The following is a 26,518-nucleotide window of genomic DNA, read 5'->3' as shown; positions in this document are numbered from 1 at the left end:
ATCTGAGGAAGAGCCCGATGCCGTCCGATGGAAAACTGCGCCTTGGCGTGAATATCGACCATGTCGCCACCGTCCGCAATGCGCGCGGGGGGGCCTATCCTGATCCGCTGCGCGCCGCCAAGCTGGCAGAGGAGGCGGGGGCCGACGGCATCACCGCGCATCTGCGCGAAGACCGCCGCCATATCTCGGATGCCGATATCGACGGGCTGATGGAGGTGCTGACTGTGCCGCTCAACTTCGAGATGGCGGCGACGGCGGAGATGCAGGCGATTGCCCTGCGCCACAAGCCCCACGCCGTTTGTCTGGTCCCCGAAAAGCGCGAGGAACGCACCACCGAGGGCGGGCTGGAGGTGGCGCGCGAGGAAAACCGGCTGGCGCATTACATCGCGCCGCTGCGCGAGGCGGGCTGCCGGGTGTCGATCTTCATCGCCGCCGACAAGCGTCAGATCGAGGCCGCCCACAGGATCGGGGCCGAGGTGATCGAGTTGCATACGGGCGCCTATTGCGACGCCCATGCCGAGGGCGATGTCGACACCCGCGACCGCGAGTTGGAGGGGCTGCGCGAGATGTCGGCCTATGCCCATGCGCTGGGGCTCGAGGTGCATGCCGGACATGGCCTGACCTATGACACGGTGCAGCCCGTCGCCGCCTTTCCCGAGGTGATGGAACTCAATATCGGCCATTTCCTGATTGGCGAGTCGATCTTTCTCGGGCTTGGCCCGGCGATCACCGAAATGCGCCGCCTGATGGACGAGGCGCGCGATGGCTGAGCCGCTGGGGCTGCTGTCGGCTGTGCTGGCCTTCGCGGTTGTCGCCGCCTCGCCTGGTCCGGCCAATCTTGCGGCTGCTGGTGTGGCGATGGCGGCAGGCCGTGCCAGGGCGATGCGATTTGCCCTGGGGCTGGCGCTTGGCCTGTTCTTCTGGGGGGTGCTGGCGGCACTCGGCATGGGCGCGATCCTGCAATCAACCGGCTGGGTGCTGACCGGCCTCAAGGTCGCGGGCGGGTTCTACCTGCTGTGGCTGGCGCTGCAGTCGCTGCGCGCCGCGCGCGGCACGGACACGACCATCGCCGCGCGCCGCGCACCGCGCCGCCTGTTCTGGTCCGGTCTGATGCTGAACCTCTCCAATCCCAAGGCGGTGTTTGCCTGGATGGCGACGCTGTCGCTTGGGATGGGCGGCGCGGGGCAGGGCTATCTGCTGCTGACGGTGCTCTGTTGTCTGATCGGGCTGATCAATTACATCGGCTGGGTCGCGTTCTTCTCGACCGGGGTGATGATGCGTGCCTATCTGCGCGGGCGGCGCTGGATCGAGGCGACGGTGGGCCTGCTGCTCGGCGCGGCGGGGGTGTCGCTGCTGCGGTCCTCGGCCACGCAATGAGGGCGGCATGATCCTGCGCGCCATTCCGGCCTTGTTGCTCGCCTGCCTCTCGCTCTGGCAGCTTGAGACGCCGCGCGCGGGGCTCGAAATCACCACGCGCGCCGTGGGCGAGACGCCGATCACCCGCATCGCGCAGCCCGGCTCTGATGGCCCGGTGGTCGTGGTCGCGCATGGCTTTGCCGGGTCGCGGCAGATGATGCAGGCCTACGGCCACGATCTGGCGCGGGCGGGCTACCGGGTCTGGGCGTTCGACTTTGAGGGCCACGGGCGGCACCCGGTGCCGATGTCGGGAGATGTGGAGAGCATTGACGGCACCACGCGCCTTTTGGTGGAGCAAACGCGCAGCGTGGTGGATGCGGCGCTGGCGGCGGAGGGCTGGCAGGGCGAGGTCGCGCTGCTGGGGCATTCGATGGCCACCGATATCATTATCCGCACGGCAATTGACGATCCCCGCATCGGCCCCGTGGTGGCGATCTCGGCCTTTTCCAAGGCGGTGACGGCGACCGCGCCCGACACGCTGTTGCTCATCACCGGCGCATGGGAGCCGGGGCTGCGCGGCTTTGCCCGTGACGCCGTGGCGATGGTGGACCCGGAGGCAGGTGAGGGCGAGACCGCACGCGCAGGCGATGTGATCCGCCGCGCGGTCGTTGCCCCGTTGGCCGAGCATGTGGCGGTGCTGCATAGCCGCGCCGGGCGCGCCGAGGCGGTGGCGTGGCTCGATGCCGCCTATAGGCGCGCGAGCGATATCGCGGTGCGCGCAACGGGCCCGTGGTTTCTGGCGCTGATGGCCGCCATCGTGGCGCTGGCGGCACCGCTCTCGCGCCTTCTGCCCGAGCGCGCGCCGCCGATGCCGGGGGCGCTGTCATTGGGGCGCTTTGCACTGGTCGTGGGCGTGCCTGCGCTGCTTGCGCCGCTTCTGGCGGTGCAGGTCGAAACGCGGCTCCTGCCGGTGCTGGTGGCGGATTACCTCGCGCTGCATCTGGCGATTTATGGCCTTTGCCAACTGGCGCTGTTGTGGTGGCTGGGGCGGCGGCCCGAGGGCCTGCGGCCCCTCGCGGTGCTGGCGCTTCTGGTCTGGGGGCTGGGTGTCTTCGGCTTCGCGCTCGACCGCTATGGCGCGAATTTCTGGCCGACGCCCGAGCGCCTGGTGATCATCGCCGCGCTCTGCCTTGGGGCGCTGCCCTTCATGCTGGGGGATGCGGTGCTGGCGCGCGGGGCCGCGCTCTGGCAACGCATCACGGCACGGCTGGGCTTTCTGCTGTCGCTCGCGCTCGCCGTGCTGCTCGATACCGAGCGGCTGTTCTTTCTCGCCATGATCGCGCCGGTGATCCTGCTCTTCTTCCTGATTTTCGGGCTGATGGGCCGGTGGGTTGCGGCGCGGGCAGGGGCGGCATCGGCGGGCGTGGCACTCGGCCTGATCCTCGCCTGGGCGCTTGGCGTGAGCTTTCCCCTTTTTGCACCCGGAGGACTGGGATGATCCTTGGCATCGGCACCGATCTTGCGAATATCGAGCGGATTGCGGGCACGCTGGAGCGCTTCGGCGACAGGTTCCGCAACCGCGTCTTCACCGATATCGAACAGGCCAAGGCCGAGCGTCGCGCCGATGTTGTGGGCACCTATGCCAAAAGGTGGGCGGCGAAGGAGGCGTGCTCCAAGGCGCTCGGCACCGGGCTGCGCATGGGGATCGCGTGGAAGGACATGGCCGTGTCGAACTTGCGCACTGGTCAGCCGGTGATGCATGTCACCGGATGGGCGGCAGAGCGGCTGGCCGAGATGACACCGGAAGGTCATGAGGCGATCATTCATGTGACATTGACCGACGATCACCCCTGGGCGCAGGCCTTTGTGGTGATCGAGGCGCGGCCGAAAGGTGGAGTGGATTAGGGGGCGTGAAGGGCCTGGAGTTGACCTTTAATTGGACGCACCCGCGCGAAACGCGGCCGAAGGCCGCCGCGCATCGCCGTGCCGCCCCCCGGCGCGGCGATTTGGCTGCAACCTGCTCTGCGCTTGGATGTTCTTCGGGCTTGGCTGGCATAAAGCACTGCCAAACAAGCCTAAGATCGCCACACCGCGGCACGACGCTGCGCGGCTAACTCCAACGCCAGCTCCAGGCCCAAACCGCCCCGAGGTTCAACCAATCGGAGGATACTTCTGCCCCCCAAGCCGCATATTGCTCAACCCTGCCACTCACACACCGGCGATCACCGCCCCTCGCGCCTTGACACTTTGAGCCCCGCCCCGCATGTAGCGCGAGACCCAAATCTGCCCTATCCGGAGAGGCCCGATGGCATCTGACGCCAAAAAAGGAAATTCCATCGTCGAGACGATCAAGACGGTGTTCTGGGCTCTCGTGATCGCGGGGCTGTTTCGCACGCTCTTCTTTCAGCCGTTCTGGATTCCGTCCGGCTCGATGAAGGACACGCTGCTGATCGGCGATTTCCTCTTCGTCAACAAGATGGCCTATGGCTATTCCTACGCCTCCTGCCCGTCAGTGCGGCTCGGGTTCATCAATGTCGATGCCGAGGATATCTGCGGCATTCTGGGGGGCGACAACACCCGTATTCTGGGCGGAGAGCCCGAGCGCGGCGACATCATCGTCTTCCGGCACCCTGTCGATGGGACCGATTTCATCAAGCGGCTGATCGGCCTGCCCGGCGACCGCATCCAGATGCGGGACGGCGTGCTGCATATCAACGGCGAGCCCGTGGAGCTTGAACCCGCCGGTGAGTTCACCGAGGAATTCGCGCGACAGGGGCCGATGGGCATCCGCCCGCGCTGTGAAAACGGGGCTGTCGGGGCTGGGGCGGACTGCACCAAATCCCGCCAGATCGAGACCCTGCCGAATGGTCATTCCCATGCGATCCTGAATATCGGGGATCAGCGGTCGGACAACACGGGGGTCTTCACGGTTCCCGAGGGGCATTATTTCTTCATGGGCGACAACCGCGACAATTCCACCGACTCGCGCTTTCCGCAGGCTGTCGGCGGCGTCGGATTCGTTCCCTACGAGAACCTGATCGGGCGGGCCAACCGGGTGATCTTCTCGTCGGCGGGCTCGTCTATGCTGGCCTTCTGGACATGGCGCGGGGATCGGTTCTTCGAGAGGCTGGAGTGAAACTGTCACGCGACATGGCGGAATTTCAGGCGCGGCTCGGGCATGAATTTGCCGACCCCTCGCTGCTGGTCCGGGCGCTGACCCATTCCTCGATGTCCTCGCCCAATCGCGACGACAATCAGCGGCTGGAATTTCTGGGCGATCGGGTGCTGGGCCTCGTGATGGCCGAGGCGCTTCTGGCGCATGACAGTGCCGCCACCGAAGGCCAGCTTGCCCCCCGCTTCAACGCGCTGGTGCGCAAGGAAGCCTGCGCCGATGTCGCGCGTGAGGTCGACCTTGGCACGGTCCTGAAACTCGGGCGCTCCGAGATGCTCTCGGGGGGGCGGCGCAAGATGGCGCTCTTGGGCGATGCGATGGAGGCGGTGATCGCCGCCGTCTATGTCGATGCCGGGTTCGAGGCGGCGCGCGCCATGGTGCTGCGGCTTTGGGGCGGGCGCATCGGCGCGGTCAAGGAAGACGCGCGCGACGCCAAGACCGCGCTACAGGAATGGGCGCAGGCGCGCGGCCTGCCGCCGCCCGATTATGCCGAGACAGCGCGTTCCGGGCCGGATCACGCGCCGGTCTTTACCATCGAGGCGCGGCTGCAGAGCGGTGAGCATGTCAGCGCCACCGCCGGATCGAAACGGCAGGCGGAACAGGCGGCGGCTGCAGCCTTGCTGTCTAAGCTAAAATCAGACTGAACTCTCTGAACGATACGGTGTTGCGTATCAAAGGTCGGACCTAACCGTGGCGCCGCTCATCGTATCGCCCTTTTTGCTTTGCATCCGCGCGCCACAGCTTTTTTCGAATGCCTTCTGGTTCCAGATGTTTGTAACGCCCGCCCGAAAATTTCGGCCAATCTATTGCAAGACCCTGGCGCACCAGTTCTGCGGCAAGATCGCGTCCATCTGGTAGATAGCAGGTTGCAACCGCGCGATCATAGGTGCTCTCAGGATGCAGCTCTGCCGTAATGATCTGTCCTTTGCACAGCCTGATCATCGCGGATCTCGAGTTGCGGCCCCAAGGGTGGTTCAATTCCGGCGCATCTATGCCCGCCAATCGAACATGCACCTTGTCAATGACGATGGTGTCTCCATCTATGACCCAGCACTTTCCTTTTAAGCTACGCGCCGTCTTCGGTTCGACGTAGGAAGACGGTCTCGGCGGCGCGGGGCGTCGCGCGACCTTCGGCGCTGACTTCGTCTCTTCTGCGCGTGGTGGCGCGTCGGATTTCGCCAAGGATTTGACCGCGATGATCAAAGCCGCAAGGACTAGAAGAGCAGCAATTACTTCCATGTTTATGCTATCCGACGACGAAAAACCAAGATATCGACGTTACTAGGCTAAAGGCAAACCACAATGCAAGAAAGTTGACCAGAATGACCACCCGCGCCGGCTTCATCGCCCTGATCGGAGAGCCCAATGCGGGCAAATCCACGCTGCTCAATCGCATGGTGGGCGCCAAGGTCAGCATCGTTACTCACAAGGTGCAGACCACCCGCGCGCGCATTCGCGGCGTGGCGATGGAGGGCGAGAGCCAGCTTGTCTTCGTCGACACGCCCGGCCTTTTCCAGCCGCGCCGCAGGCTGGATCGGGCGATGGTCGCCGCCGCCTGGGGCGGCGCGGCGGATGCCGATATCGTGGTGCTGCTGATCGAGGCACATCGCGGCGTCACCGAAGGGGTGGAGCGTATCCTCGACGGCTTGCAGGATATCGCCAAGGGGCGCAGGATCGCCCTTGCGATCAACAAGATAGACCGGGTGGAGGCCCCCGTTCTGCTGGCGCTGACCAAGAAGATGAACGACCGCTTCACCTTCGAGAGGACCTTTCTGATTTCCGCCGAAAAGGGCCACGGTGTGGACGATCTGCGCCACTGGCTGGCAGCGGAAGTGCCGGAAAGCCCGTGGCTCTACCCCGAGGATCAGATCGCCGATCTGCCGATGCGGATGATCGCCGCCGAGATGACCCGTGAAAAGCTGACGCTGCGGCTGCATCAGGAACTGCCCTATCAACTGACCGTCGAGACCGATGCCTGGGAAGAGCGCAAGGATGGCTCGGCCCGCGTCGATCAGATCATCTATGTGCTGCGCGACGGGCATAAGGGGATCGTTCTGGGCAACAAGGGCGAGACAATCAAGGCCGTGTCCAAGGCCGCGCGCGAGGAGATGGAAGAGTTTCTCGGGCGGCGGATTCACCTGTTCCTGCAGGTCAAGGTGCGTACCGGCTGGATGGACGAATCCGAACGCTATTCCGAGATGGGGCTGGATTTCAAGGACGGGAACTAGGGTCTTGGCCCGGCTGACCGCGCGGTTCTGGATCGACGCCTATCTGGCGCGGCTGCGGCTTCAGGACATTCCCGGTTTCGTGGTGGCGCATGGCGATGACACCGGCGGTGCGGTGCTGGTGAAACTCAATACGCTCGATGGCAAGGCGCAGGTGTTTCAACGCTCCTTCGATCTCGCGAGCGGCGCGCGCGTCTGGGTGACGCTGGCCGAGGGTAACGAGGCGGAGGTGGATGCCGCCATCGCCCGGCAACGCGGGTTTGACCCGGATATCTGGGTGGTCGAGGTCGAGGACCGGGCGGGGCGGCACCTGCTCGACGCGGACGGGTTGAGCGGGTAGGATCGGGCGATGGAATGGCGTGATCAGGGGATATTGCTGAGCAGCCGCCGCCACGGGGAAACCTCTGCCATCATTGAAGTTTTCACGTCTGAACATGGGCGGCACGCGGGCGTTGTGCGCGGTGGCGCATCGCGCCGGATGGCACCGGTGCTGCAACCGGGCGCGCAACTCGATGTGGAATGGCGCGCGCGGCTGGAGGATCATCTGGGCACCTTCCGGGTCGAGCCCTTGAAATCGAGGGCCTGGTCGATGGGCGACCGGATGGCGCTGGCCGGTCTGAATGCGGTGTGCGCGCTGTTGCTGTTCGCGCTGCCCGAGCGGGAAGCGCATGCCGGCATATATCGCAAGAGTTTGATCTTGCTGGACCTTCTGGAGCAGCCGGAGATCTGGCCGCTCGCCTATCTCAACTGGGAACTGGCGCTGTTGGAGGAGATGGGTTTTGGCCTCGATTTGCGGCGCTGTGCGGTGATGGGGGAAAAAGCCAATGACCTCAGCTATATATCTCCCCGCACCGGGCGCGCGGTGTCGCGCGCGGGGGCGGGCGACTGGGCCGACCGTCTGTTGCCGCTGCCGCCTTGCCTGTTGGGCGAAGGCCCGGCCCCCGATGCGGAAGTATTGCAGGGATTTCAGGTGACGGGTCATTTCCTGATGCACCATCTTGCACCGCAGATGGGCAACAAGCCCCTGCCGGATGCCCGCGCCCGCTTTGTCGCGCGGTTCGCCGCGCAGGCGGGGGCGGGGTGAGAGTGGGGTTTCGGATCTGAGTGGAACGGGGGGCGGTCATGTTTGGCCTTGAGCTGCCGTTGACGTGAGCCGCGCATCGACGGGCCGCGGTACGGCGATCCAACGCGTGTTCGGCAGCACTTTATCTCTGCCACGTCAGGAAAACATCCACGCGATGCGCAGGTTGCAGCCAAATCGCCGTGCTGGGGGGCGGCGTCATGCCGAAGGCATGTCTCTGGCATGGCGATGCGCGGTGGCCTTCGGCCTTGATTCCGCGCAGGTGCTACAATCTAACGACAGCTCAAGGCCATCAATCACACCCTGCGTTACTCCCCCGCCCGAAACACCATCTCGCGCCCCGCCTCGTTGGTCAGCAGAAGCGTGTCACCCGCGACTTCGACAAGCGTCATCTCTTCGAGTATGCGCAGATAGCGGGTTTCGGCCTCGAGATCGGGGCAGGCGCGCTTGGTGGTGATCAGGGCTTCGGCGCGGAACCACGGATAGGGCAGGGTCTGAGCGCCGGAATAGCGGTTGCAGGGGGCCTCGCCCGCAAGCGTGCCTTCCTCGGGAAAACCCAGGGTCGCGCGGGCGGCAAAGGGCGTGCCGTCGATGCTATGGAGCACCCATGTCGCCCCGGCCCCACCATGGCCCGAGACCGTCTCGTCCTTGCAATAGCCAAGGATGGACATGGCGATGAGCAGGAGGGCGGTGCGCATCGCCTTACCTGAGCGCGAGGATCAGATCGACAAGCGAGCCTATGGCGGTGGCCGCCGTGTCGCGGGCGGTGTCCTGCAAGGCCTGCATGCCGGTGGCCGAGGCATAGAGAATGCGCGCCATTTCCGGGTTGCCGATGCCGCAGGCCGCCAGAAGATCGTTCAGCCGGGCAAGGCGGATTTCGTCCACGCCGGCCACCACACCGGCCGCCAAGTCATTGCCCTGCGCCCAGGCGCGAATCGCGGGTTCGGAGCGCAGCGCGGGGCTGTTGCTGGTGGTGCTGTCGGCGATGGTCTGGGCGGTGGCGCGCAGCCGGGCGGTGTCGGTGGCGCCGTCGGCCGTGAGAAGGGCCGTCTCGGCATCGGTTTGCCAGAGCGACAGCAGGGCCGCGTGGAAGCCCGGCACGTCGTCGAAATGCCAGTAGAACGAGCCCTTGGTGGCGCCCACGCGCCGCGCCAGAGGTTCCGCGCCAAGCGTGCCGGGCCCGCCCTCGCACAAGGCGGTGAGGCCGGTCATGAGCCAGTCGTCACGGGTCAGGCGGGGGCGGCGTCGTGCGATCATGCCTAAGGGTTTACGCGCGCTGCCGCACTGCCGCAAGGGTTGCGAATGTCACGCCGCGTCAAGCGACCGTCAAAAAACTTTTACCAAGCTGTCGCAAACTCTTTGAGTTCGCCGCGTAGGTGGGGCGCAAACCAAAGGGGGCATCTTTCGTGCTTAGCATCGACGCGCTGACCAAGACATTCGGCCGCAATACCGCCGTGGACAAGGTAAGTTTCACCGTCGAGAAACCGGCGATGATCGGGATCATCGGGCGGTCCGGAGCGGGCAAATCGACGCTTTTGCGGATGATCAACCGCCTGACCGATGCCTCCTCTGGCCAGATCATGTTCGAGGGGCGTGAGGTCACCGGCCTCAAGGCGGCGGAAAAACGCGCCTGGCAGTCCGACTGCGCGATGATCTTTCAGCAATTCAACCTCGTGCCGCGGATGGATGTGGTGTCGAACGTGCTGCACGGCACGCTCAACCGCCGCTCGACGCTGGCGACGATGTTCAACCTTTACCCGGATGCGGACATTCACCGCGCCATCGAGATCCTCGACCGGCTGGGCATTGCCGATCATGCGCCAAAACGTGCCGAGGCGCTCTCGGGCGGGCAGCAGCAGCGCGTGGCGATTGCCCGCGCCCTGATGCAGGACCCCAAGATCGTGCTGGCGGATGAACCCATTGCCAGCCTCGACCCGATGAACGCGCAGCTGGTGATGGATGACCTGCGCCGCATCCACGAAGAGGACGGGCGCACCGTGATCGCCAACCTGCACACGCTCGATACCGCGCGGCGCTATTGCAACCGGGTGATCGGGATGCTGCATGGCCGGGTGGTGTTTGACGGGACGCCCGAACAACTGACCACCGGCGTGGCGCGCGACATTTACGGGGCTGATGCGAGCTTTTCCGAGGAAAGCACATCGACCTCCATCGAAACGCTGGATCGTGGGACGGTGCGCGCGCTGCGCGAAGCCGAGGCCGCGGTCTGAAGACCCCCTGGCCCGCCGGGGGGTGGCGGGCCGACAACCCAACCGGAGAGAAACCCATGACCAAAATCTTTGCTACCATCCTGGCCACCACCGCTCTCGTCAGCCCCGCGCTGGCGCAGGACAAGATCGAAGAATTCCGCATCGGCGTGCTGGGCGGCGAGAACGCACAGGACCGCATGACCTCGAACGAGTGTCTGCGGGAGAAGACCGAGGCGCTGCTCGGTGTGCCCACCAGGATTTTTACCCCCGCCGATTATGACGGCGTGATCCAGGGCTTGCTGGGCGGTACCATCGACGTGGCGTGGCTCGGGGCCTCCGCCTATGCCAAGACCTACCTGACCGACCCGGGCGCGGTCGAGCCGGTTCTGGTCAAGGTCAACACCGACGGGTCCTATGGCTATCATTCCATCGGCTTTACCCGCAAGGATACCGGCATCACCTCGCTGGATGATATGAAGGGCAAGACGTTCGGGTTCGGTGATCCCAACTCGACCAGCGGCTACCTGATCCCGTCGATCGAGATTCCGCAGGAGGTTGGCGCCAGCATGGACTCGGGCGATTACTTCGGCGAAGTGAAATTTACCGGCGGTCACGAGCAAACCATCGTCGCGGTCGCCAACGGCGACATCGACGCCGGGGTGACCTGGGCCGACGGTCTGGGCGCGTGGGAAGACGGCTATAACTCGGGCGCGCTGCGCAAGGCAGCGGATGCGGGGCTCGTGGACATGAACCAGATGGTCGAAATCTGGAAATCCAAGCCGATCCCCGAAGGCCCGGTCGTTCTGCGTCAGGCGCTGCCCGAGGACGTCAAGCTCAAGGTGACGGGCCTGTGGGCGTCGCTCAAGTCCATCGACGCGGATTGCGCCTATGGCGTGCTTCAGGGCGATGCGCTGGGCTTCATGCCGATCACGCACGACGCCTATATCTCGATCATCGAGGCGCGCAAATCCAAGATGTAAGCCGTCAGGGCTGACATTCGGACCGGGCCTGCCATGTGCGCAGGCCCGGTCTTATTTGGCGGGGGATGAGGCATGAGCGATCTGACGGCAGGACAGGCAGGCGTGGCACGGGTGCAGGACGTGCAGGGCGCCTACATGGCGATGACACGCCGCAAGCGGCTTTACGGCAGCGTGATGCTGATCGTGTTCATCGCGCTGATGGTCTCGGGCTTTCAGGTGGCCGACGGGCGCAACGCGGGCGGCTTCTGGGACGGGATTGGCAATATATTCCAGTTTCCCGGCGAGGTGCTGGCCGAGGCGAGCGAAAAGATCGCCAACCTGCCGGGGCTGATGTGGAAATTCCTGCCCTCGCTGATCGAGACGATCAACATCGCGGCGGCGGCCACGCTTCTGGGGGCGATGTTCGCGGTTCTGATCTCGCTTTTGTCGACGCGGGGCCTTGCGAAATGGCCGCGCCTGATCGGGGTGTTTCGCCGGGTGATGGACATCTTGCGCGCCGTGCCCGAGATCGTGATCGCGCTGGTGCTGATCTTCATCCTCGGGGGCGGGCCGGTGCCCGCGATGATCGCCATCGCGATCCATACCGTGGGGGCGCTGGGCAAGCTCTTCTCGGAGGTCAACGAGAACGCGAGCCTCAAGCCGGTCGAGGGGCTCTCGTCGGTGGGGGCCACATGGGGCCAGCGCATGTGGCTGGGGGTGATCCCGCAAGTCGCGCCGAATTACCTCAGCTACGCGCTCCTGCGCTTCGAGATCAATATCCGCGCCTCGGCGATCCTCGGTTTCGTCGGCTCGGGCGGCATCGGCTATGACCTAAAGAACGCGTTCAGCTGGGGGCAGGGCCGCTATGACGAGGTGGCGGCGATCTTCCTGCTGCTGTTCGGCACCATCGTCATCTTCGATCAGGTATCGAGCCGCTACCGTAACAAGCTGATCGGGGGAGAGTGAGACCATGACAATGGCTAGCGAGGCAGGGTTCGACGCGTCCGGGTTCTTTCGGCGCAAGCGGCTGATGGCCTTTGCCGTCCCGGCGGTGATCCTGGCCTATTTTGTCTATATCTTCTTCGCCTTCGACATTCCGGGGCTGGCGGATCGCGCGCGGATGGACAATGCGCGCATCCTCGTCGCCGACAGCTACAGCTACAAGACGCATGTCACGCGCGACAACCGCACCGGAGATCTGACCATCGCCGTGGAGGGCGAGAACAAGGGCACATGGCCCGAAGGTCGCAGCCCCGACTGGGTGAGCGTCGAGAGCGAGGAGCGCACGCGCGTGGCGCTGAAACATGGCCACGAGGTGCTGATCGACGGCAGCACGCTGCGCTATGACGTGCCGGGCTACGGGCTGATCACGGCCGAGGTGTCGCGCCGCGAGGGCGTGACGCTCGACCTGCCCACCGACAAGGTGCCCGACTGGATCAGCGCCAGCAACGCGCGCGTCGACATCACCACCGAGGGCGGGCGCGTGACGCTCACCAAGGCGCGCACCGAGGTGATGCGCTATGCCTTCGGCTGGGAGCTGTTCTGGTTCACCCTCGATAGCCCGTTCTACGGCAAGAGCTTTGGCGAGTTGGTGGGGCTCGTCGTTTCGGGCGACCGCGTCGTCGAGGGCAAGAGCAACCTCGCCGCCATCCTGCATGACATCTGGAACAACCGGATGTGGCAGCACAAAGACGTGATGTGGGCGATCTTCGAGACCATCCTGATGGCCTTTCTCGGCACCATGGGCGCGGCCATCGTGGCGCTGCCGCTGGCCTTTGCGGCGGCGCGCAATTTCTCGCCGCTGATGGCCGTGCGCGCGGTGGTGCGACGGGTCTTTGATTTCGTGCGCGGCGTCGATGCGCTGATATGGACGATCATCCTCGCGCGCGCCTTCGGCCCCGGGCCGCTGACCGGCGCGCTGGCGATCCTGCTGACCGATACCGGTACCTTCGGCAAGCTCTTCTCCGAGGCGCTGGAGAATGTCGACAAGCGCGAGATCGAAGGCGTGCAATCGACCGGGGCCAAACCGCTGCAACGCTACCGCTTCGGCGTCATCCCGCAGATTACGCCGGTGCTGCTGAGCCAGTTGCTCTATTACCTCGAATCCAACACCCGCAGCGCCACCATCATCGGCGCGATCACCGGCGGCGGCATCGGGTTGTTGCTGACGCAGGCGATGATCACGCAGAAGGACTGGGAAGAGGTGAGCTATTACATCATTCTCATCCTGATCATGGTGATGGTGATGGATACGGTGTCGGGCTGGCTGCGGCGCAAGCTCATCATGTCGGATGACAGTGGGGTCTGAGGCGGCGGATTTGGGTATTTGTGCCAAGAAGAAACTAAGTTCCGGTTTCTTCTTGGTGAAAATACCCGCGCCGCAGGCATTCATCTCTTGGGGAGCAAAACATGCCGAGATTGCAATCCGACGGGGCGGTGATCCATCCCGATTGCGAGATCACCGATTGCGAGTTCGGGGCCTATACCGAGGTCGGGCGCGGCAGCCGTCTCGCGCATGTGGCGATGGGGGATTACTCTTATTGCGACCGCGCCTGCGATCTGGCCAATGCCGAGATCGGCCGCTTTGCCAATATCGCCAGCTACGTGCGGGTGGGGGCCACCGATCATCCGCTGGACCGGGCATCCCTGCATCATTTCCAGTATCGCTCGGCGAGCTATTGGGAGGATGCCGAGGACGATGTGCTCTGGTTCGATACGCGCCGCGCGCGGGTCGTGCGGATCGGCCATGACACCTGGATCGGGCATAATGCGCAGGTGAAACCGGAGGTGACGGTGGGCCACGGCGCGGTGATCGCGGCAGGGGCGGTGGTGACGCGCGATGTGGGCCCTTACATGATCGTGGCGGGGATGCCCGCCAAGCCGCTGCGCGCGCGGCTGGCCCCCGATCTCGCAGAGCGGATGATGGCGCTGGCGTGGTGGGACTGGGATCATGCGCGGTTGCGCGACAGCCTTGCCGATTTCCGCACGCTCACAGCCGAGGCGTTTCTGGAGAAACACGGCGGCTGAACAGCAAAAGGCGGCCACGAGGGCCGCCTTGAAGGTGCTGAAATATCGCGGGGTGAAAGAGCAGCTAGAATATGCACGCTACCTAACGTAGCGATATGACAGCGCGGTGACAGCGGGCGAGTTTCCCGTCTCAGAGCATCAGCACCCCGCGCCGGATGAGGTTGATCCCCGCGATCAGCAGCACCCAGAGCGTGACCTTGCGAAACGTCTCCTGATCGAACTTGTCCTGCAGCCAGAACCCCAGCCCGATCCCCAGCAGCGCCGGCGGCACCAGCCCGAGCGACAGTGGCAGCGTCTCGGTGCGCAGCACGCCCGAGCCCAGATGCGACACCAGAAGCAGCACCGCGCCCAGCCCGTAGATCACCCCCTGCACGCGCATCTGTTCGCGCTTTTCCGTGCCACGCGCCATCAGCATCGCCACCGTGGGCGGCCCCCAGATGCCCGACAGCCCGCCAAAAAGCCCCGCCAGCGCGCCCATCCCCGCCTCGCCGCGCAGCCCGCCCTCGGGCGACAGGCGCAGGCCCCGGCCCATCAGCGTCGAGAGCGCATAGGCGGTGATCAGCGGCCCGATGAACAGAAACATCGCGGCGGGCGGCAGGCGCGGCACGGCTTGCGCCGCCAGCACCATCACCGCCCCGCCTGCCAGCAGGAACACTCGGAACCGCGCCACCGAGGCGAGCGCCGCGCCAATGCCCTGCCGCAGCGCCTGCCACAGGTTGGTGGCCAGCGTCGGCAGGATCAGCCCCGCAAGCGCCAAGTCAGGTGGCATCATCGTGCTCAGCCCCGCGATCAGAACCGTGGGCATGGCAAAGCCCACCACCCCCTTGACCAGCCCTGCACAAATCGCCACGACAAAGGCGAGGCTCCAGCCCCAGAGCGGGCCGATATCGAAAAACATCTCCATGTCTGGTGTGGTAGCATGTCGGTAGCGCCGCAGTGCAATAAATCAATACGCAACTTTAGATCAAAAACCTGCGACAATTGGCATAATAGTTGCGCTGCACCTGCATAATAGATAAAAGGCAGCAGATCAGGAAAAGGATGCGATTCATGGCACATGACGGACAGGACATTGCAATGGCCCAGCCGACGATTCTGGATGACCTTCTGGCGCTGACCGGTGCGGCGGTTGCCCCGGTCGAGACCGTGCTGGAGCGTGCGAAAACCTCTGTCGCCGATCTGGTCACCGTCGATGGCCGGGTCTCGGGTGCCGAGATCGAGGCGCATCAGACCGCCGCGCACGGGCTGGCGTGGCTGGCCACCTATGTCGAATCGCTGCGGCAGATGCAGAACTGGGCCACCCGACTGCAGGAGCAGGGCCAGTTCGGCGAGGTCGAGCAGCTGATTCACCAGATCGCGTTCGGCGAATACCTGCATCAGATCGCCGGTGGGATCCAGATGAACCAGGGCGAGATGGTGCGCCTGCAGGATCTGGGCCTTGGCTGGGATGCGCTCAGCGGCTTTCAATGTTCTGAGGTGCAGACCCTGATGGCGCGCGGCAACAGCCAGGCCGCGCGCACGCGGCTGGTGGAGTTGATGCAGGAACGCGCCGCCGAGATCACCGTCGGGCGCTCCGGGCTCGATGATGAGCTGGAGATGATCCGCGAACAGTTCCGCCGCTTTGCCGTGGAAAAGGTCGAGCCGTTTGCCCATGAGTGGCATCTCAAGGATGAGCTCATTCCGATAGAGATCATCGAGGAATTGGCGGAAATGGGCGTCTTCGGCCTGACCATCCCCGAGGAATTCGGCGGCTTCGGCCTCAGCAAAGCGTCGATGTGTGTGGTCTCCGAGGAACTCAGCCGTGGCTACATCGGGGTGGGCAGCCTCGGCACGCGCTCGGAAATCGCCGCCGAGTTGATCCTTGCGGGCGGCACGCAGGAACAGAAGGAAAAATGGCTGCCACGCCTGGCGAGTGCCGAGACACTGCCGACCGCCGTTTTCACCGAACCCAACACCGGCTCTGATCTTGGTGCCCTGCGCACCCGGGCGGTGCGCGATGATAATGGCGACTGGAAGGTCACCGGCAACAAGACCTGGATCACCCATGCCGCGCGCACCCATGTGATGACGCTTCTGGCGCGCACGGTGCCCGACACCACCGATCACCGGGGCCTGTCGATGTTCCTCGCCGAGAAAGAGCCGGGCACCGATGAGCATCCTTTTCCAACCGAGGGCATGACCGGCGGCGAGATCGAGGTGCTAGGCTATCGCGGCATGAAGGAATACGAGCTTGGCTTCGACAATTTCCACGTCAAGGGCGAGAACCTGTTGGGTGGAGAAGAGGGCAAGGGCTTCAAGCAGCTGATGGAGACGTTTGAATCGGCCCGCATCCAGACCGCCGCGCGCGCCATTGGCGTCGCGCAATCGGCGCTCGATGTGGCGATGAAATATGCGATTGATCGCAAGCAGTTCGGCAAGCCGCTGATCGCCTTCCCGCGCGTCTCGAGCAAGCTGGCGATGATGGCGGTGGAGATCATGGTGGCGCGTCAGCTGACCTATTTCTCGGCCTGGGAAAAGGACAACGGGCGGCGTTGTGATCTGGAGGCCGGGATGGCCAAGCTGCTGGGCGCGCGCGTCGCCTGGGCGGCGGCGGATAACGGGCTGCAGATCCATGGCGGCAACGGGTTTGCGCTGGAATACACCATCAGCCGGATCCTGTGCGATGCGCGGATCCTCAATATCTTCGAGGGCGCGGCAGAGATTCAGGCGCAGGTGATTGCACGGCGGTTGCTGGGGTAGGTCTGCGTGGTGGGTCTGGCCTTTCGCTGCCGTTGACGTGAGCCGCGCATCGCCGGGGGGCGGCTCGGCGATGCGCGGCGGCCTTCGGCCTTGTTCCGCGCAGGTGCTTCAATCTAATGTCAGCTCCAGGCCGGAACCATCCCCGTCAATCCGGCTGAAAGATCGCCCCCGCCTGCAACGCGCGCCCCGTGCGCCAGATCAGTCCTGCGATGATCACGCAGAGCACCGCCAGTAGCGCCAGCCCGATCAGCCGATGCCCCGCCGAGCCGGTCATCTGCGCATGCGCAAGGCTCGCCAGCACCGCCCCGGCCACCGGAAAGCTGAGCGCCCAGAAGGCGAGCGAGAACGGCAATTTCAGCAGTTTCGGCAATTGCACCGCCACGATCAGCGTGAAGAGATAGGCGCAGTTCAGCAGAACCCGCGCGAATTCATCCACCCCGCCGACCAGCGCCACCCAGGCAAGATACCCCACCGAGGGCGGCGCGATCAGGATCACCAGCGAGGGCTGCAACCGCTCTGGCAGGGGATCGTGAAAGATCAGCCGGTTCATCACCAGCACCAGCATCACGATCCAGAAGATCAGCCCAACGCTGGTGAAGAACCAGCTGATCTCGATATAGCCCAGGGGCACGCCCGCAATCGCCACGATCACGTTGCCGACGGCGGGGATGAACCACGCCGGCGACAGGTGGCCGTGCTGGAACGCGCGCGCGCTGATCCAGCCATTCACCACCGCCAGCGTCAGGGCCAGTTGCATCGGCACCGCCACCAGCCACATCGCCCGCGCCAGCCCCGGATAGGGCGCCAGCATGACAATCGACATCAACACCAGTGCGATCGAAATCGCGGGGAAAAACGCGAGTTTCACGGGATGCTGCCATTCGGCCTGCACGGCACCCGGGTGGCGCAGCAGCTTGGCCAGATAGCCCAGGGCGATCGCGGCAAAGATGCCCATGGTGAACCAATGCGTTACGGCCGAGGCGACATGGCCCAGCCCCAACGCCGCCTCGCCCGCGCGCAGCGCGAGGGTAAACCCGCACAGCCCCATCACCACGGTAAAGAGCGTCACCGGCATGTGTTGCAGACGGCTTTCGGCCATGTCGCTCACTCCGCCGCGTCGATGCTCAGATACAGCGGTGCAAGGCCGTCGACCTCACCCAGCAGCACGTTGCCCGGCCCCACCGGGCCGACCCCGGCGGGCGTGCCGGTATAGATCAGATCACCCGGTTGCAGATGGTAGAACCGCGACAGATGCGCGATGACCTCGGGCACGGACCACACCATGTCCGACAGCCGCGCGTCCTGCGTCACCGTGCCGTCCACCGCCAGCCGGATCGCCTGATCGCCGATCTCGCCAAACGCCGCCCTCGGTGTGATCGGGGCGATGATCGCCGAGTGTTCGAAATCCTTGCCCAGATCCCAGGGGCGGCGCTTTTCCTTGGCCGCGCCCTGCAGGTCGCGGCGGGTCAGGTCGATGCCGCAGGCATAGCCATAGACCGCCGTCATCGCCTCGGCCTCGCTGACCCGGAAGGCAGGCGCGCCGATGGCGACGACGAATTCCATCTCGTGATGGCAGTCACGCGTTTCCAGCGGATAGGGGATCGTCGCCCCAGACAGGCAAATGTCATGCGCCGACTTGGTGAAGTAGAACGGCGCCTCGCGGTCCACCTCGTTGCCCATCTCGGCGGCATGGGCGGCATAATTGCGCCCGACGCAGAAAATCCGCCGCACCGGAAAGGCCCCGGCCGCGCCCTCGACCGGGACAAGGGGGGCGGCGGGAACGGCGAATAGCGGGTCTGTCATGACGAACTCCGGGGCAAGCGGTTGAAATCGCGCCTGTTATGCGCCCACGCCGCGGCCTTGTCAAAGCGCCGGCTCAGCCCGCGCGCAGGCCCCGCGACCAGACCCCACGCAGGGCGGGCGCGTCACCGCGCAGCCGAAAACGGATGAGATCAGCGCGCGTGCCCACCTCCAGCCGCCCGCGATCCATAAGCCCCACGGCGCGCGCGGGGGTCATCGTTACGGTGGCCAGCCCCCGCGCCATGTCGCCCCAGCGATGGCCCAGTTGCACCGCTGCCAGCAGAAGCGCCGAGGGCACGTAATCCGACGACAGGATATCGAGATGCCCGAGATCGGCCAGATCGCTCGCGGCGACATTGCCGGAGTGCGACCCGCCCCGGATCAGGTTGGGCGCGCCCATGATGACGGAGATGCCGCGCGCATGACAGGCGCGCGCCGCCTCCACCGTGGTTGGAAACTCCGCCAGCCGAATGCCATGGCCATGCGACACCGCGACCTGCGCCTCGGTGGTGTCGTCATGGCTCGCCAGCACCGCGCCATAGCGGGCGGCATGGGCCACGGCGGCGGCCTCGTGCCGGTCGCCATGGGTGTCGCGCAGCGCCCTGAGCTGCGCGATATGGGCCTCGAACTCGGCATCGTTCAGCGCGTGCTTGCCCTTCATATAGGCCTCGAGCTTGCTCAGATCGCGAAACTGCCGCTGCCCCGGTGTGTGGTCCATCAGGCTGACGATACCCACGCGATCCGCAGGCCCGAATTCCTCCATTTCCTCTTCCAGCGTCTCGGAACAGACCTCGGCGCGCAGGTGCAGGAAATGGCTGATCTTGAGCGCGTCCTCGGCGCGCAGGCTCAGGAGTTCATCGGCCAGCCCGCGCGCATATTTCTTGTACCGCCCGACCCCGGTCGGCACCGAGCCGACGCGCATCGCATCGAACACCGTGGTGATGCCCACGCTTGCCAGTTCCGCATCATGCGCGAGGATGGCGGCGTTATGCGGCCAGTCGACCTTGGGGCGGGGCTGGATATGACGCTCCAGATTGTCGGTATGCAGCTCGATCAGGCCGGGGGCGAGGTAATCACCGCCGCAATCCACCGCCCCCTTGGGCACGCTTGTGCCGGTGTCGATGGCTGCGATCTGCCCGTCCCTGAGATGCAGCGCGCCGGGGCGCACCTCACCCGGCAGGACCAATAACGCATTGGCGAGAATGAGGTTTTCTGTCATGTCACTGTCACGCTTTCCTGGCAGGGGGCGTCAAACCGATGAGTGTGCCCATGCAATTCACCCGCTACGCTGTCTATTTCACGCCGCCCGAAGGCGCGTTTTCGGAGTTCGGCGCAGCCTGGCTGGGTTGGGATGCGGCCCGGGGCACTGCAATCGCGCATCCCGAGGTGGCGGGCCTGCCCGCGCCTGTCTCCGAGATCACCGAGACCCCGCGCAAATACGGGCTGCATGCCACGATGAAACCGCCGTTTCGGCTGGCCGAGGGTCAGGACGAGGCGGGTTTGCGAGCGGCTTTCGCGCAGTTCTGCGCGCAGGCGCAGCCGGTTCTGCTCGACGGTCTCACCGTCACCACGCTTGGCCGGTTTCTCGCGCTGATGCCCGAGGGCGACACAACCGCGCTTGACGCGCTCGCCGCCCAGACCGTGCGCGCGTTCGAGCCGTTTCGCGCCCCGCTCTCGGAGGCGGAATTGGCCCACCGCCGCGCCGGTGGGCTGAGCCCCGATCAAGAGGCGCGTCTCATGAAATGGGGCTATCCGCATGTGATGGAGGGCTTCCGCTTTCACATCACGCTCACCGGCAAGCGGCCGAAATCCGAATTGCCCGCCCTGCGCGATATCCTCACGGCGAAATTCATACCGCTCCTGCCGCGCCCCTATCCCATTGATGCGCTGTCGCTGATGGGCGAGGATGCGCAAGGCTGGTTTCACCTGATCGCGCGTCACGTCTTCACCCCGTAGACCAGCTTGATCGCCCGCTTGGCCAGCCGCCCGACGGGCGCATCGGTGTCGAGCGTCACCACCGGCCACGCGCCCTCGGCCAGGGCCATCTCCGCGCCCTCCAGCCGTTCCGCGATATCGCCTGCCGCCTCGCGCCCGCGCGTCGCAAGACGCGCGGCCAGGACCTCGGGTGTCGCCGTCAGATGCAGCACGATCAGGCGAGGATAGCGCGCCTGCGCCTGCGCCAGCACACCGCGCGACAGGTTGACCAGCAGGTCGCGCCCCGCGCCGAGATCCATGCAGATGCCCACCGGCACCCCGTAGCGCAGCCCATGCGCGCGCCAGTCGAGGGCAAAGCCGCCCTCCTTGCGACGCGCCTCGAATTCGGCTTCGGTCACCGGCTCATGCCCCTCGCCGCCATCATCGGCGGGGCGGGTGATGACCCGGCGCACCCGGCGCAGCCCGGGGCGTTCGGCCACCATGGCACGCATCAGCGTGTCCTTGCCCACGCCCGAGGGGCCGACCACGGCGATGAGACGGCCCTTGGTCATGCCGCCTGCTCCGGGGCAAAGGCACCCACATCGACCTCGCGGTCGCAGACCCGGCCGCGCGCCGCCTCGTCGTGAAAGATCCCGATGATCGCCGCCCCGCGCGCCTTGGCCTCCTCGATGAGGCCGATCACCACCTCGCGATTGGCGGCGTCGAGGCTGGCGGTCGGCTCATCCAGCAGAAGTGCGGGAAAGGCGTGGGCAAAGCCGCGCGCGATGTTCACCCGCTGCTGCTCGCCCCCCGAAAACGTTGTGGGGCTGAGCGACCACAGCGCCTCGGGGATGTTGAGCCGCGCCAGCAGCGCCTCGGCCCGCGCGATGGCGTCCGCCCGCGTCACACCGAGGGTCAGGAGCGGCTCTGCCACCACCTCGCGCGTGGGCACGCGCGGCACGACCCTCAGGAACTGGCTGACATAGCCGAGCGTGTCGCGCCGAAGTTGGATGATCTCGCGCGGCGCGGCTTGGGCGATGTCGGTCTCGCCCACCATGATCCGCCCGGCACTGGCGCGGTAATTGCCGTAGATCATCCGCATCAGGGTCGATTTGCCCGCCCCCGATGTGCCGGTCAGCGCCACGCATTCCCCGCGCGCCACCCGCAGATGCGCGCCCGCCATCACCGGGATCACCGCACCGCCCTGATTGTGCAGGGTAAAGCTCTTGCCCAGACCTTCGATCTCGATCATCGCATCCGTCCTTCATCTTGCCCCAAATATTCCGGGGGTTCGGGGGCTGGCCCCCGGATCACACCTGCAACACGCTCGACACCAGCAATTGCGTGTAGCCGTGCTGCGGATCATCAAGCACCTGATCGGTCAGCCCGTCCTCGACCACGCGGCCATCCTTCATCACCATCAGCCGGTCGGCCAGTAGGCGCACCACCGCCAGATCATGCGTCACGATGATCGCCGAGAGGCCCATTTCGCGCACCAATCCGCGCAACAGGTCCAGAAGCCGCGCCTGCACGCTGACATCGAGCCCGCCGGTCGGCTCATCCATGAACACCAGACGCGGGCCGGTCACCAGATTACGGGCGATCTGCAAGCGTTGCTGCATGCCCCCCGAAAACGCCTGCGGCTTGTCATCCACGCGGTCGGCCGCGATCTCGACCCGGCCCAGCCAATCCACTGCCTGTTCGCGGATATCGCCATAATGCCGCGCGCCCACAGCCATCAGCCGTTCGCCCACATTGCCGCCCGCCGAAACCCCCATGCGCAGCCCGTCGCGCGCGTGCTGGTGAACAAACGCCCAATCGGTGCGCATCAGCATGCGTCGCTCGGGTTCGGACATGGTCAGCGTGTCGCGCGGGCCATCCGCTCGGGTGTCGAAAATCACCTCGCCCCGGTCGGGCGGCAGATGCCCGGCAAGGCACGACAGAAGCGTCGATTTGCCCGAACCGCTCTCGCCGACGATGCCCATCACCTCGCCGGGGTAGAGATCAAAGCTCACATCCTCACAGCCGCGCCGCGCCCCATAGAATTTCGCGATACCCTGAACCTGCATTAGCGGTGTCATGCGGCACCCTCCTCATAGGGGGCGCCCTGCGCGCCGACATGGCCCGCCGCGCGGCGAGACCGGCAATAATCGGTGTCGGAACAGACGAACATCCGCCCGCCCGCATCATCCACGATCACCTCGTCGAGATAGCTGTCGGAGGCCCCACAGAGATCGCAATCGTGATCGGCCTTGCTCGGCTCGAACGGGTGATCCTCAAAATCGAGACTGACGACCGCCGTATAGGGCGGTAACGCGTAAATCCGCTGTTCGCGCCCCGCACCAAAGAGCTGGATCGCCGCCATGCCCAGTTTCGGATTGTCGAATTTCGGGATCGGCGACGGGTCCATCACATAGCGCCCCTCGACCTTGACGGGATAGGCATAGGCGGTGGCAATCGCGCCGTGCTGGCTGATGTCCTCGTAGAGTTTCACATGCATGAGGCCATATTCCTCAAGGCTGTGCATCTTGCGGGTCTCCACCTCCGACGGCTCCAGAAAGCGCAGCGGTTCGGGGATCGGCACCTGGTAGACAAGGATCTGTTCCTCGCTCAGCGCCTCCTCGGGGATGCGGTGGCGGGTCTGGATGAGGCTGGCGCGGGCGGTTTCCTCGGTGGTGGCGACTTGGGCGGTCTTCTCGAAAAACTTGCGGATCGAGACCGCGTTGGTGGTGTCATCCGCACCCTGGTCGATCACCTTGAACGTGTCATCCGGGGTCAGACAGGCGGCAGAGACCTGCACGCCGCCGGTGCCCCAGCCGTAAGGCATCGGCATCTCGCGGCTGGCAAAGGGCACCTGATAGCCGGGGATCGCCAGCCCCTTGAGAATGGCGCGGCGGATCATCCGCTTGGTCTGCTCGTCGAGATAGGCAAAGTTATAGTCAGACATGCCATGTCCTTTCTTGCGCGCGCGGCCGCCAAGGAAATGCCCGATTCGTGATGCACTCTGTCGGCGCAAGAGGAGAGCCGGCATGTTCGACAACTGGATCATCATTGCCCTTGGCGGGCTCTTCGCCCTTTTTCTGGGGCGCTCCGCGATCATCGTGCTCTGGCCCGAGAGCGAAGCGGCCAAGTTCTGCGAAAACCAGCTTGGCATCATGCATACAATCGGCGACAGCGACGGGGATGATGGTGATTGCGGGGATGGCGGCGGCGACTGACATCACAAAAAACCCCGCTCGCGCAGATCGACGCGCAGCCGCTCCGCCCCGGTAAAACGATGCGCCTGCCAGCCCGCATTCCGCGCGCCCGCCACATTGGCGGCGCTGTCGTCGGTAAAATAACACTGGTCCGGGGCGACGCCCGCGCGCCCACAGAGAAGATCAAAGATTTCCCGGTCAGGTTTGACCATGCGCTCGTGGGCAGAGACGACGATCCCCTCGAAAACATCGGTCAGGTCGGGATGCAGGCGCAGCGCCTCGGGCCAGGTATCGGCGGAAAAATTGGTGAGCGCCCAGAGGCGATGATCGCGCGCTCTGAGTGCGGCGATGATCGCCCATGTGCCTTCGATCCGTTCACGGATGGTCAAGCCGAAGCGGTCGAAATAGCCGTCCATGAGATCGGTATGATCCGGCCATTGAGCTGAGATGGCCGCCACCGCCTCGGCACGGGTCCGGCCCCGGTCCTGCTCAAAGTTCCAGTCGTAGAATCCGACCTCGTCCAGCAGCGCGTCAATCTCGGCATCGCTGGTAAAGGCATGGCGAAAGGCCGCTTTCGGGTCCCACTGGAGGAGGACATTGCCGATATCGAACACGATCAGGGTCACCTCATGCCCCGTTTCATCTTGCCAGAAATACTCATTCCGCCGCCTCCCGCGCCGCACTGCCCTCGGCCTCGCGACGCAGTTTGCGCACCAGTTCCAACTCGCTTTGGAAATCGACGTAATGCGGCAGCTTGATATGCTCCAGAAACCCCGTCGCTTGGATATTGTCGGCATGCATCAGCACGAATTCCTCGTCCTGCGCGGGCGCGCCTTGATCTTCTTCGCCCAGTTCCTTCCAGCGCAGCGCCCGGTCCACGAGCGCCATGGCGATGGCCTTGCGCTCGGTCTGGCCAAAGACGAGGCCATAGCCCCGGGTGAACTGCGGCGGCTCGGTTTTCGAGCCCTTGAACTGGTTGACGGTCTCGCATTCGGTCAGGGTGATTTCACCCAGCTCGATGGCAAAGCCTAACTCGGGGATGTCCATCTCAACACCCACCCCGCCGATCCGCAACTCGCCGACAAAGGCATGATTGCGGGCATAGCCGCGCTGCGTCGAATAGGCGAGCGACAGGATGAACCCCTCGTCGCCGCGCGTCAGCGCCTGCAGCCGTAGGGCGCGGTCTGCGGGCAGTTCCATCGGCTCGCGGGTCAGGTCGGGCGGGGTCGCCTCATCCGGCACCTCGTCCTCGATCAACCCCTCACGGTTCAGATAGCCCATGATATGCGGCGTCGGGCCGGGCTGCGGCGGGGCCTCGGGGGCGTCGGCCACCTCGCCCTCGGCGGCCAGTTTGAAATCCAGCAGGCGGTGTGTGTAATCGAATGTCGGCCCCAGCACCTGCCCCCCTGGCGCATCCTTGAACGTGGCCGAAATACGCCGGTCGCAGCGCATGGCAGAGGTCTCCACCGGGTGCGAGGCGCCAAAGCGGGGCAGCGTCGTGCGATAGGCACGAATGAGGAAAATCGCCTCGATCAGATCGCCGCGCGCCTGCTTGATGGCCAGCGCGGCAAGGTCGGGGTCGTAGAGCGAACCCTCGGCCATGACGCGGTTGACGGCGAGGCTCAACTGCTCACGGATCTGCGCGACGCCCAGTTCTGCGACAGAGGCATCGCCGCGCCGCTCCTCGGCGAGCCAGGCATGGGCGTTGTCGATGGCGCGTTCGCCGCCCTTGACCGCAACATACATCTATTGGCCCTCCACGCGGGTGCTGCGTGGCAGGGCCGCGAGACGGTCGCCACAGGTGAGCAGAAAATCGAGCCCCAGTGGAAACTGCCGCGCATTGGCCTGAAACGCCGCCACCTCGGGTACCGAGAGCGCCGCCGTGTCTTTGATCCCCGGCCCGCGCAGGCATGCACCGGACGCCTCCAGCCGGTCCATCTCGACGATCAGCGTGGCCGAACGGTCGGGATACTCCGGCGTGCCCACCGGATAGGCGTCAAGCGGCGCGAGCGCCTCCCATGTACCTATCGCGAACATCGCCTCGGACCGCGCCACCAGCGGCGCACCGGTGTGAAAGGTGATCCATTCGTGCACCCCCGCGCAATCGGCATCACCCGCCAGATGCAGCGGTGTTTCCGGATCGCAGAGCGTGAGCAGGACCGTTCCCGCCGCGACCGACAGCGGGGCGGGTGGCGTGGCCCCAGTTGCCGCCTCAATCGTGCCGGGCCGGGCCATCACGCGCATCACCGCGCGAAAGGCATGGGCCGCATCGACCGGGGGGGCCGCAAATCCGCCGCTCAGGGTGTCCGCCTGCATCAATCCTCTCCCCGCATCATGGTGAAGAAATCGACCTTTGTGGCCGCGGCACGCGCGGCACGGGCGGTGCGGCGGGCCTCCTCGGCCTCTTGCAGCGGCGACAGGATCGCCGCGCGCAGGGTCTCGGCCTGATCGCCCTGCATCAGCGCATCAATCAGCGCGGCCTGCGTCGCATGGGTCTTGCCGCGCCCCTGCACATAGCCGTGCCCGACGGTGCCATCCGCCAGCCGCACCGCGCAGCGCGTCACCGTCATCTCGCCCAGATTGAACGGCGCGCCGGTGGCCCCGGCGCGGCCGCGCACCATCACGCCGCCCACCTCGGGCGGGCGCAGATGGGCGTAATCGGGGGTCAGCCCGGTCTCGGACCACAGGCTATTCAGCTCCCCGGCGGGCGCACGCGCCAGCAGGCCCATCCATGCCTTGCGCTCTGTCTTGTCGGTCATGCAGACACCTTGCGGATTTGTCGAGATAACTATACAACTAGACAAATATCTACCTGAACCCGCCCTGTCGAACAAGCCT

32 protein-coding genes are annotated in these 26,518 nt (G+C 65.3%); 17 read left to right on the top strand and 15 right to left on the bottom strand.

The window, feature by feature from the left end:
- Positions 1-17 precede the first annotated feature (17 nt).
- From PVU19_RS18510 to rnc, 6 genes are all read left to right on the top strand, one after another.
- A complete protein-coding gene (locus tag PVU19_RS18510; protein WP_050661676.1) occupies positions 18-770 on the top strand; it encodes a pyridoxine 5'-phosphate synthase in 753 nt (250 codons plus the stop codon).
- Positions 763-1,377 carry a LysE family translocator gene (locus PVU19_RS18505; RefSeq protein WP_050661677.1) on the top strand — a complete coding sequence of 205 codons (615 nt, stop codon included), beginning with the start codon at positions 763-765 and terminating at the stop codon, positions 1,375-1,377. The genes PVU19_RS18510 and PVU19_RS18505 overlap by 8 nt, the downstream gene beginning before the upstream one ends.
- Before the next feature lie 7 nt (positions 1,378-1,384).
- Positions 1,385-2,854, top strand: a complete 1,470-nt coding sequence (locus PVU19_RS18500; RefSeq protein ID WP_050661678.1) for an alpha/beta fold hydrolase — start codon at positions 1,385-1,387, stop codon at positions 2,852-2,854.
- Positions 2,851-3,261, top strand: coding sequence for a holo-ACP synthase (gene acpS, locus PVU19_RS18495; RefSeq protein WP_050661679.1), 411 nt, complete (start codon positions 2,851-2,853; stop codon positions 3,259-3,261). The genes PVU19_RS18500 and acpS overlap by 4 nt, the downstream gene beginning before the upstream one ends.
- Before the next feature lie 400 nt (positions 3,262-3,661).
- A complete protein-coding gene (gene lepB / locus PVU19_RS18490; protein WP_050661746.1) occupies positions 3,662-4,492 on the top strand; it encodes a signal peptidase I in 831 nt (276 codons plus the stop codon).
- A complete protein-coding gene (rnc, locus tag PVU19_RS18485; protein WP_050661745.1) occupies positions 4,489-5,172 on the top strand; it encodes a ribonuclease III in 684 nt (227 codons plus the stop codon). The genes lepB and rnc overlap by 4 nt, the downstream gene beginning before the upstream one ends.
- Positions 5,173-5,212: 40 nt before the next feature.
- On the opposite strand, the gene PVU19_RS18480 is transcribed toward rnc, so the two are convergent.
- Entirely contained in the window at positions 5,213-5,767 is a 555-nt protein-coding gene (locus PVU19_RS18480) for a thermonuclease family protein (RefSeq protein ID WP_082237402.1), read from the bottom strand.
- An 83-nt stretch (positions 5,768-5,850) separates the two neighbouring features.
- Between PVU19_RS18480 and era the strand changes: the two genes are divergently transcribed.
- The 3 genes from era to recO are packed head-to-tail and all read left to right on the top strand — an operon-like array spanning position 5,851 to position 7,837.
- Positions 5,851-6,756, top strand: a complete 906-nt coding sequence (gene era / locus PVU19_RS18475) for a GTPase Era (protein WP_050661744.1) — start codon at positions 5,851-5,853, stop codon at positions 6,754-6,756.
- A 4-nt stretch (positions 6,757-6,760) separates the two neighbouring features.
- Positions 6,761-7,093, top strand: coding sequence for a DUF1491 family protein (locus PVU19_RS18470; RefSeq protein ID WP_050661743.1), 333 nt, complete (start codon positions 6,761-6,763; stop codon positions 7,091-7,093).
- A 9-nt stretch (positions 7,094-7,102) separates the two neighbouring features.
- Positions 7,103-7,837, top strand: a complete 735-nt coding sequence (gene recO, locus PVU19_RS18465) for a DNA repair protein RecO (protein ID WP_050661742.1) — start codon at positions 7,103-7,105, stop codon at positions 7,835-7,837.
- A 305-nt stretch (positions 7,838-8,142) separates the two neighbouring features.
- Here the strand turns inward: recO and PVU19_RS18460 are convergent, their stop codons facing one another.
- Together PVU19_RS18460 and PVU19_RS18455 are read right to left on the bottom strand one after the other, a co-directional pair.
- On the bottom strand, positions 8,143-8,532 hold the full coding sequence (locus PVU19_RS18460; RefSeq protein ID WP_050661741.1) for an META domain-containing protein: 390 nt from the start codon (positions 8,530-8,532) through the stop codon (positions 8,143-8,145).
- Between the two features lie 4 nt (positions 8,533-8,536).
- Positions 8,537-9,091: a TetR/AcrR family transcriptional regulator gene (locus tag PVU19_RS18455; RefSeq protein ID WP_050661740.1), complete on the bottom strand. Its 555-nt coding sequence runs from the start codon at positions 9,089-9,091 to the stop codon at positions 8,537-8,539.
- Between the two features lie 149 nt (positions 9,092-9,240).
- On the opposite strand from PVU19_RS18455, the gene phnC reads away from it, so the two are divergent.
- The 5 genes from phnC (at position 9,241) to PVU19_RS18430 (ending at position 14,030) form a co-directional block, all read left to right on the top strand.
- Positions 9,241-10,065, top strand: coding sequence for a phosphonate ABC transporter ATP-binding protein (gene phnC, locus PVU19_RS18450; protein WP_050661739.1), 825 nt, complete (start codon positions 9,241-9,243; stop codon positions 10,063-10,065).
- A gap of 56 nt (positions 10,066-10,121) precedes the next feature.
- Complete coding sequence (gene phnD / locus PVU19_RS18445) at positions 10,122-11,024, top strand: phosphonate ABC transporter substrate-binding protein (protein WP_050661738.1); 903 nt, start codon at positions 10,122-10,124, stop codon at positions 11,022-11,024.
- A 72-nt stretch (positions 11,025-11,096) separates the two neighbouring features.
- Entirely contained in the window at positions 11,097-11,969 is an 873-nt protein-coding gene (gene phnE / locus PVU19_RS18440) for a phosphonate ABC transporter, permease protein PhnE (protein WP_050661737.1), read from the top strand.
- Between the two features lie 4 nt (positions 11,970-11,973).
- On the top strand, positions 11,974-13,311 hold the full coding sequence (gene phnE / locus PVU19_RS18435) for a phosphonate ABC transporter, permease protein PhnE (protein WP_050661736.1): 1,338 nt from the start codon (positions 11,974-11,976) through the stop codon (positions 13,309-13,311).
- A 101-nt stretch (positions 13,312-13,412) separates the two neighbouring features.
- Positions 13,413-14,030, top strand: a complete 618-nt coding sequence (locus PVU19_RS18430) for an LbetaH domain-containing protein (protein ID WP_050661735.1) — start codon at positions 13,413-13,415, stop codon at positions 14,028-14,030.
- 130 nt (positions 14,031-14,160) lie between these two features.
- Here PVU19_RS18430 and PVU19_RS18425 read toward each other — a convergent pair whose 3' ends face one another.
- Complete coding sequence (locus tag PVU19_RS18425) at positions 14,161-14,934, bottom strand: sulfite exporter TauE/SafE family protein (RefSeq protein WP_050661734.1); 774 nt, start codon at positions 14,932-14,934, stop codon at positions 14,161-14,163.
- A 146-nt stretch (positions 14,935-15,080) separates the two neighbouring features.
- Between PVU19_RS18425 and PVU19_RS18420 the strand changes: the two genes are divergently transcribed.
- Positions 15,081-16,769: an acyl-CoA dehydrogenase family protein gene (locus PVU19_RS18420; protein ID WP_050661733.1), complete on the top strand. Its 1,689-nt coding sequence runs from the start codon at positions 15,081-15,083 to the stop codon at positions 16,767-16,769.
- 145 nt (positions 16,770-16,914) lie between these two features.
- Here PVU19_RS18420 and PVU19_RS18415 read toward each other — a convergent pair whose 3' ends face one another.
- The 3 genes from PVU19_RS18415 to PVU19_RS18405 all read right to left on the bottom strand — a co-directional run bounded on the left by PVU19_RS18415 (position 16,915) and on the right by PVU19_RS18405 (position 19,788).
- Complete coding sequence (locus tag PVU19_RS18415; RefSeq protein ID WP_050661732.1) at positions 16,915-17,868, bottom strand: SLAC1 anion channel family protein; 954 nt, start codon at positions 17,866-17,868, stop codon at positions 16,915-16,917.
- Between the two features lie 5 nt (positions 17,869-17,873).
- Positions 17,874-18,572, bottom strand: coding sequence for a fumarylacetoacetate hydrolase family protein (locus PVU19_RS18410; protein WP_050661731.1), 699 nt, complete (start codon positions 18,570-18,572; stop codon positions 17,874-17,876).
- 73 nt (positions 18,573-18,645) lie between these two features.
- Entirely contained in the window at positions 18,646-19,788 is a 1,143-nt protein-coding gene (locus PVU19_RS18405) for an alpha-D-ribose 1-methylphosphonate 5-triphosphate diphosphatase (protein ID WP_050661730.1), read from the bottom strand.
- A gap of 50 nt (positions 19,789-19,838) precedes the next feature.
- Between PVU19_RS18405 and PVU19_RS18400 the strand changes: the two genes are divergently transcribed.
- Entirely contained in the window at positions 19,839-20,525 is a 687-nt protein-coding gene (locus PVU19_RS18400) for a DUF1045 domain-containing protein (protein WP_050661729.1), read from the top strand.
- On the opposite strand, the gene phnN is transcribed toward PVU19_RS18400, so the two are convergent.
- From phnN to PVU19_RS18380, 4 genes are read right to left on the bottom strand one after another with little or no spacing between them, the layout of a single operon-like run.
- Positions 20,507-21,055, bottom strand: coding sequence for a phosphonate metabolism protein/1,5-bisphosphokinase (PRPP-forming) PhnN (gene phnN / locus PVU19_RS18395; RefSeq protein WP_050661728.1), 549 nt, complete (start codon positions 21,053-21,055; stop codon positions 20,507-20,509). The genes PVU19_RS18400 and phnN overlap by 19 nt on opposite strands.
- The gene (gene phnL, locus PVU19_RS18390; protein WP_050661727.1) at positions 21,052-21,735 is read right to left on the bottom strand and encodes a phosphonate C-P lyase system protein PhnL; all 684 of its coding nucleotides are present in this window, start codon (positions 21,733-21,735) and stop codon (positions 21,052-21,054) included. Before phnL ends, phnN begins: the two co-directional genes overlap by 4 nt.
- A 58-nt stretch (positions 21,736-21,793) precedes the next feature.
- Positions 21,794-22,564 (bottom strand): phosphonate C-P lyase system protein PhnK, encoded by a 771-nt coding sequence (gene phnK / locus PVU19_RS18385; protein ID WP_050661726.1) that lies wholly within the window; start codon positions 22,562-22,564, stop codon positions 21,794-21,796.
- The gene (locus PVU19_RS18380; protein ID WP_050661725.1) at positions 22,561-23,430 is read right to left on the bottom strand and encodes an alpha-D-ribose 1-methylphosphonate 5-phosphate C-P-lyase PhnJ; all 870 of its coding nucleotides are present in this window, start codon (positions 23,428-23,430) and stop codon (positions 22,561-22,563) included. The genes phnK and PVU19_RS18380 overlap by 4 nt, the downstream gene beginning before the upstream one ends.
- Positions 23,431-23,512: 82 nt before the next feature.
- Here PVU19_RS18380 and PVU19_RS18375 point away from each other — a divergent pair, with 82 nt between their 5' ends.
- Positions 23,513-23,701 (top strand): hypothetical protein, encoded by a 189-nt coding sequence (locus PVU19_RS18375; protein WP_050661724.1) that lies wholly within the window; start codon positions 23,513-23,515, stop codon positions 23,699-23,701.
- 2 nt (positions 23,702-23,703) lie between these two features.
- Here the strand turns inward: PVU19_RS18375 and PVU19_RS18370 are convergent, their stop codons facing one another.
- Genes PVU19_RS18370 through phnG form a run of 4 tightly spaced genes read right to left on the bottom strand, consistent with a single transcriptional unit; the run spans position 23,704 to position 26,439 of the window.
- Complete coding sequence (locus tag PVU19_RS18370; protein WP_050661723.1) at positions 23,704-24,306, bottom strand: HAD family hydrolase; 603 nt, start codon at positions 24,304-24,306, stop codon at positions 23,704-23,706.
- Positions 24,307-24,337: 31 nt separating this feature from the next.
- Positions 24,338-25,426 (bottom strand): carbon-phosphorus lyase complex subunit, encoded by a 1,089-nt coding sequence (locus PVU19_RS18365; RefSeq protein ID WP_050661722.1) that lies wholly within the window; start codon positions 25,424-25,426, stop codon positions 24,338-24,340.
- The gene (phnH, locus tag PVU19_RS18360) at positions 25,427-25,996 is read right to left on the bottom strand and encodes a phosphonate C-P lyase system protein PhnH (RefSeq protein ID WP_050661721.1); all 570 of its coding nucleotides are present in this window, start codon (positions 25,994-25,996) and stop codon (positions 25,427-25,429) included.
- Positions 25,996-26,439: a phosphonate C-P lyase system protein PhnG gene (gene phnG, locus PVU19_RS18355; protein WP_050661720.1), complete on the bottom strand. Its 444-nt coding sequence runs from the start codon at positions 26,437-26,439 to the stop codon at positions 25,996-25,998. The genes phnH and phnG overlap by 1 nt, the downstream gene beginning before the upstream one ends.
- Positions 26,440-26,518: the final 79 nt, after the last annotated feature.

It is taken from the genome of Roseovarius tolerans, assembly GCF_028885395.1.
Taxonomy (GTDB): Bacteria; Pseudomonadota; Alphaproteobacteria; order Rhodobacterales; family Rhodobacteraceae; genus Roseovarius; species Roseovarius tolerans.
The sequence above is the reverse complement of the archived record's forward strand: the minus strand, read 5'-3'. Positions and strand labels throughout refer to the sequence as shown.

Bases quoted from the DNA above. Each gene is read 5' to 3' on its own strand.
- acpS (WP_050661679.1), top strand. From the start codon at position 2,851: ATGATCCTTGGCATCGGCACCGATCTTGCGAATATCGAGCGGATTGCG.
- PVU19_RS18365 (WP_050661722.1), bottom strand. From the start codon at position 25,426: ATGTATGTTGCGGTCAAGGGCGGCGAACGCGCCATCGACAACGCCCAT.
- PVU19_RS18480 (WP_082237402.1), bottom strand. From the start codon at position 5,767: ATGGAAGTAATTGCTGCTCTTCTAGTCCTTGCGGCTTTGATCATCGCG.
- PVU19_RS18500 (WP_050661678.1), top strand. From the start codon at position 1,385: ATGATCCTGCGCGCCATTCCGGCCTTGTTGCTCGCCTGCCTCTCGCTC.
- PVU19_RS18415 (WP_050661732.1), bottom strand. From the start codon at position 17,868: ATGGCCGAAAGCCGTCTGCAACACATGCCGGTGACGCTCTTTACCGTG.
- phnE (WP_050661737.1), top strand. From the start codon at position 11,097: ATGAGCGATCTGACGGCAGGACAGGCAGGCGTGGCACGGGTGCAGGAC.
- PVU19_RS18430 (WP_050661735.1), top strand. From the start codon at position 13,413: ATGCCGAGATTGCAATCCGACGGGGCGGTGATCCATCCCGATTGCGAG.
- PVU19_RS18405 (WP_050661730.1), bottom strand. From the start codon at position 19,788: ATGACAGAAAACCTCATTCTCGCCAATGCGTTATTGGTCCTGCCGGGT.
- lepB (WP_050661746.1), top strand. From the start codon at position 3,662: ATGGCATCTGACGCCAAAAAAGGAAATTCCATCGTCGAGACGATCAAG.
- phnG (WP_050661720.1), bottom strand. From the start codon at position 26,439: ATGACCGACAAGACAGAGCGCAAGGCATGGATGGGCCTGCTGGCGCGT.
- PVU19_RS18455 (WP_050661740.1), bottom strand. From the start codon at position 9,091: ATGATCGCACGACGCCGCCCCCGCCTGACCCGTGACGACTGGCTCATG.
- PVU19_RS18510 (WP_050661676.1), top strand. From the start codon at position 18: ATGCCGTCCGATGGAAAACTGCGCCTTGGCGTGAATATCGACCATGTC.
- phnE (WP_050661736.1), top strand. From the start codon at position 11,974: ATGACAATGGCTAGCGAGGCAGGGTTCGACGCGTCCGGGTTCTTTCGG.
- PVU19_RS18410 (WP_050661731.1), bottom strand. From the start codon at position 18,572: ATGACAGACCCGCTATTCGCCGTTCCCGCCGCCCCCCTTGTCCCGGTC.
- PVU19_RS18460 (WP_050661741.1), bottom strand. From the start codon at position 8,532: ATGCGCACCGCCCTCCTGCTCATCGCCATGTCCATCCTTGGCTATTGC.
- PVU19_RS18400 (WP_050661729.1), top strand. From the start codon at position 19,839: ATGCAATTCACCCGCTACGCTGTCTATTTCACGCCGCCCGAAGGCGCG.
- PVU19_RS18505 (WP_050661677.1), top strand. From the start codon at position 763: ATGGCTGAGCCGCTGGGGCTGCTGTCGGCTGTGCTGGCCTTCGCGGTT.
- PVU19_RS18420 (WP_050661733.1), top strand. From the start codon at position 15,081: ATGGCACATGACGGACAGGACATTGCAATGGCCCAGCCGACGATTCTG.
- PVU19_RS18380 (WP_050661725.1), bottom strand. From the start codon at position 23,430: ATGTCTGACTATAACTTTGCCTATCTCGACGAGCAGACCAAGCGGATG.
- phnD (WP_050661738.1), top strand. From the start codon at position 10,122: ATGACCAAAATCTTTGCTACCATCCTGGCCACCACCGCTCTCGTCAGC.
- phnH (WP_050661721.1), bottom strand. From the start codon at position 25,996: ATGCAGGCGGACACCCTGAGCGGCGGATTTGCGGCCCCCCCGGTCGAT.
- PVU19_RS18425 (WP_050661734.1), bottom strand. From the start codon at position 14,934: ATGGAGATGTTTTTCGATATCGGCCCGCTCTGGGGCTGGAGCCTCGCC.
- era (WP_050661744.1), top strand. From the start codon at position 5,851: ATGACCACCCGCGCCGGCTTCATCGCCCTGATCGGAGAGCCCAATGCG.
- phnL (WP_050661727.1), bottom strand. From the start codon at position 21,735: ATGATCGAGATCGAAGGTCTGGGCAAGAGCTTTACCCTGCACAATCAG.
- phnK (WP_050661726.1), bottom strand. From the start codon at position 22,564: ATGACACCGCTAATGCAGGTTCAGGGTATCGCGAAATTCTATGGGGCG.
- PVU19_RS18375 (WP_050661724.1), top strand. From the start codon at position 23,513: ATGTTCGACAACTGGATCATCATTGCCCTTGGCGGGCTCTTCGCCCTT.
- phnN (WP_050661728.1), bottom strand. From the start codon at position 21,055: ATGACCAAGGGCCGTCTCATCGCCGTGGTCGGCCCCTCGGGCGTGGGC.
- recO (WP_050661742.1), top strand. From the start codon at position 7,103: ATGGAATGGCGTGATCAGGGGATATTGCTGAGCAGCCGCCGCCACGGG.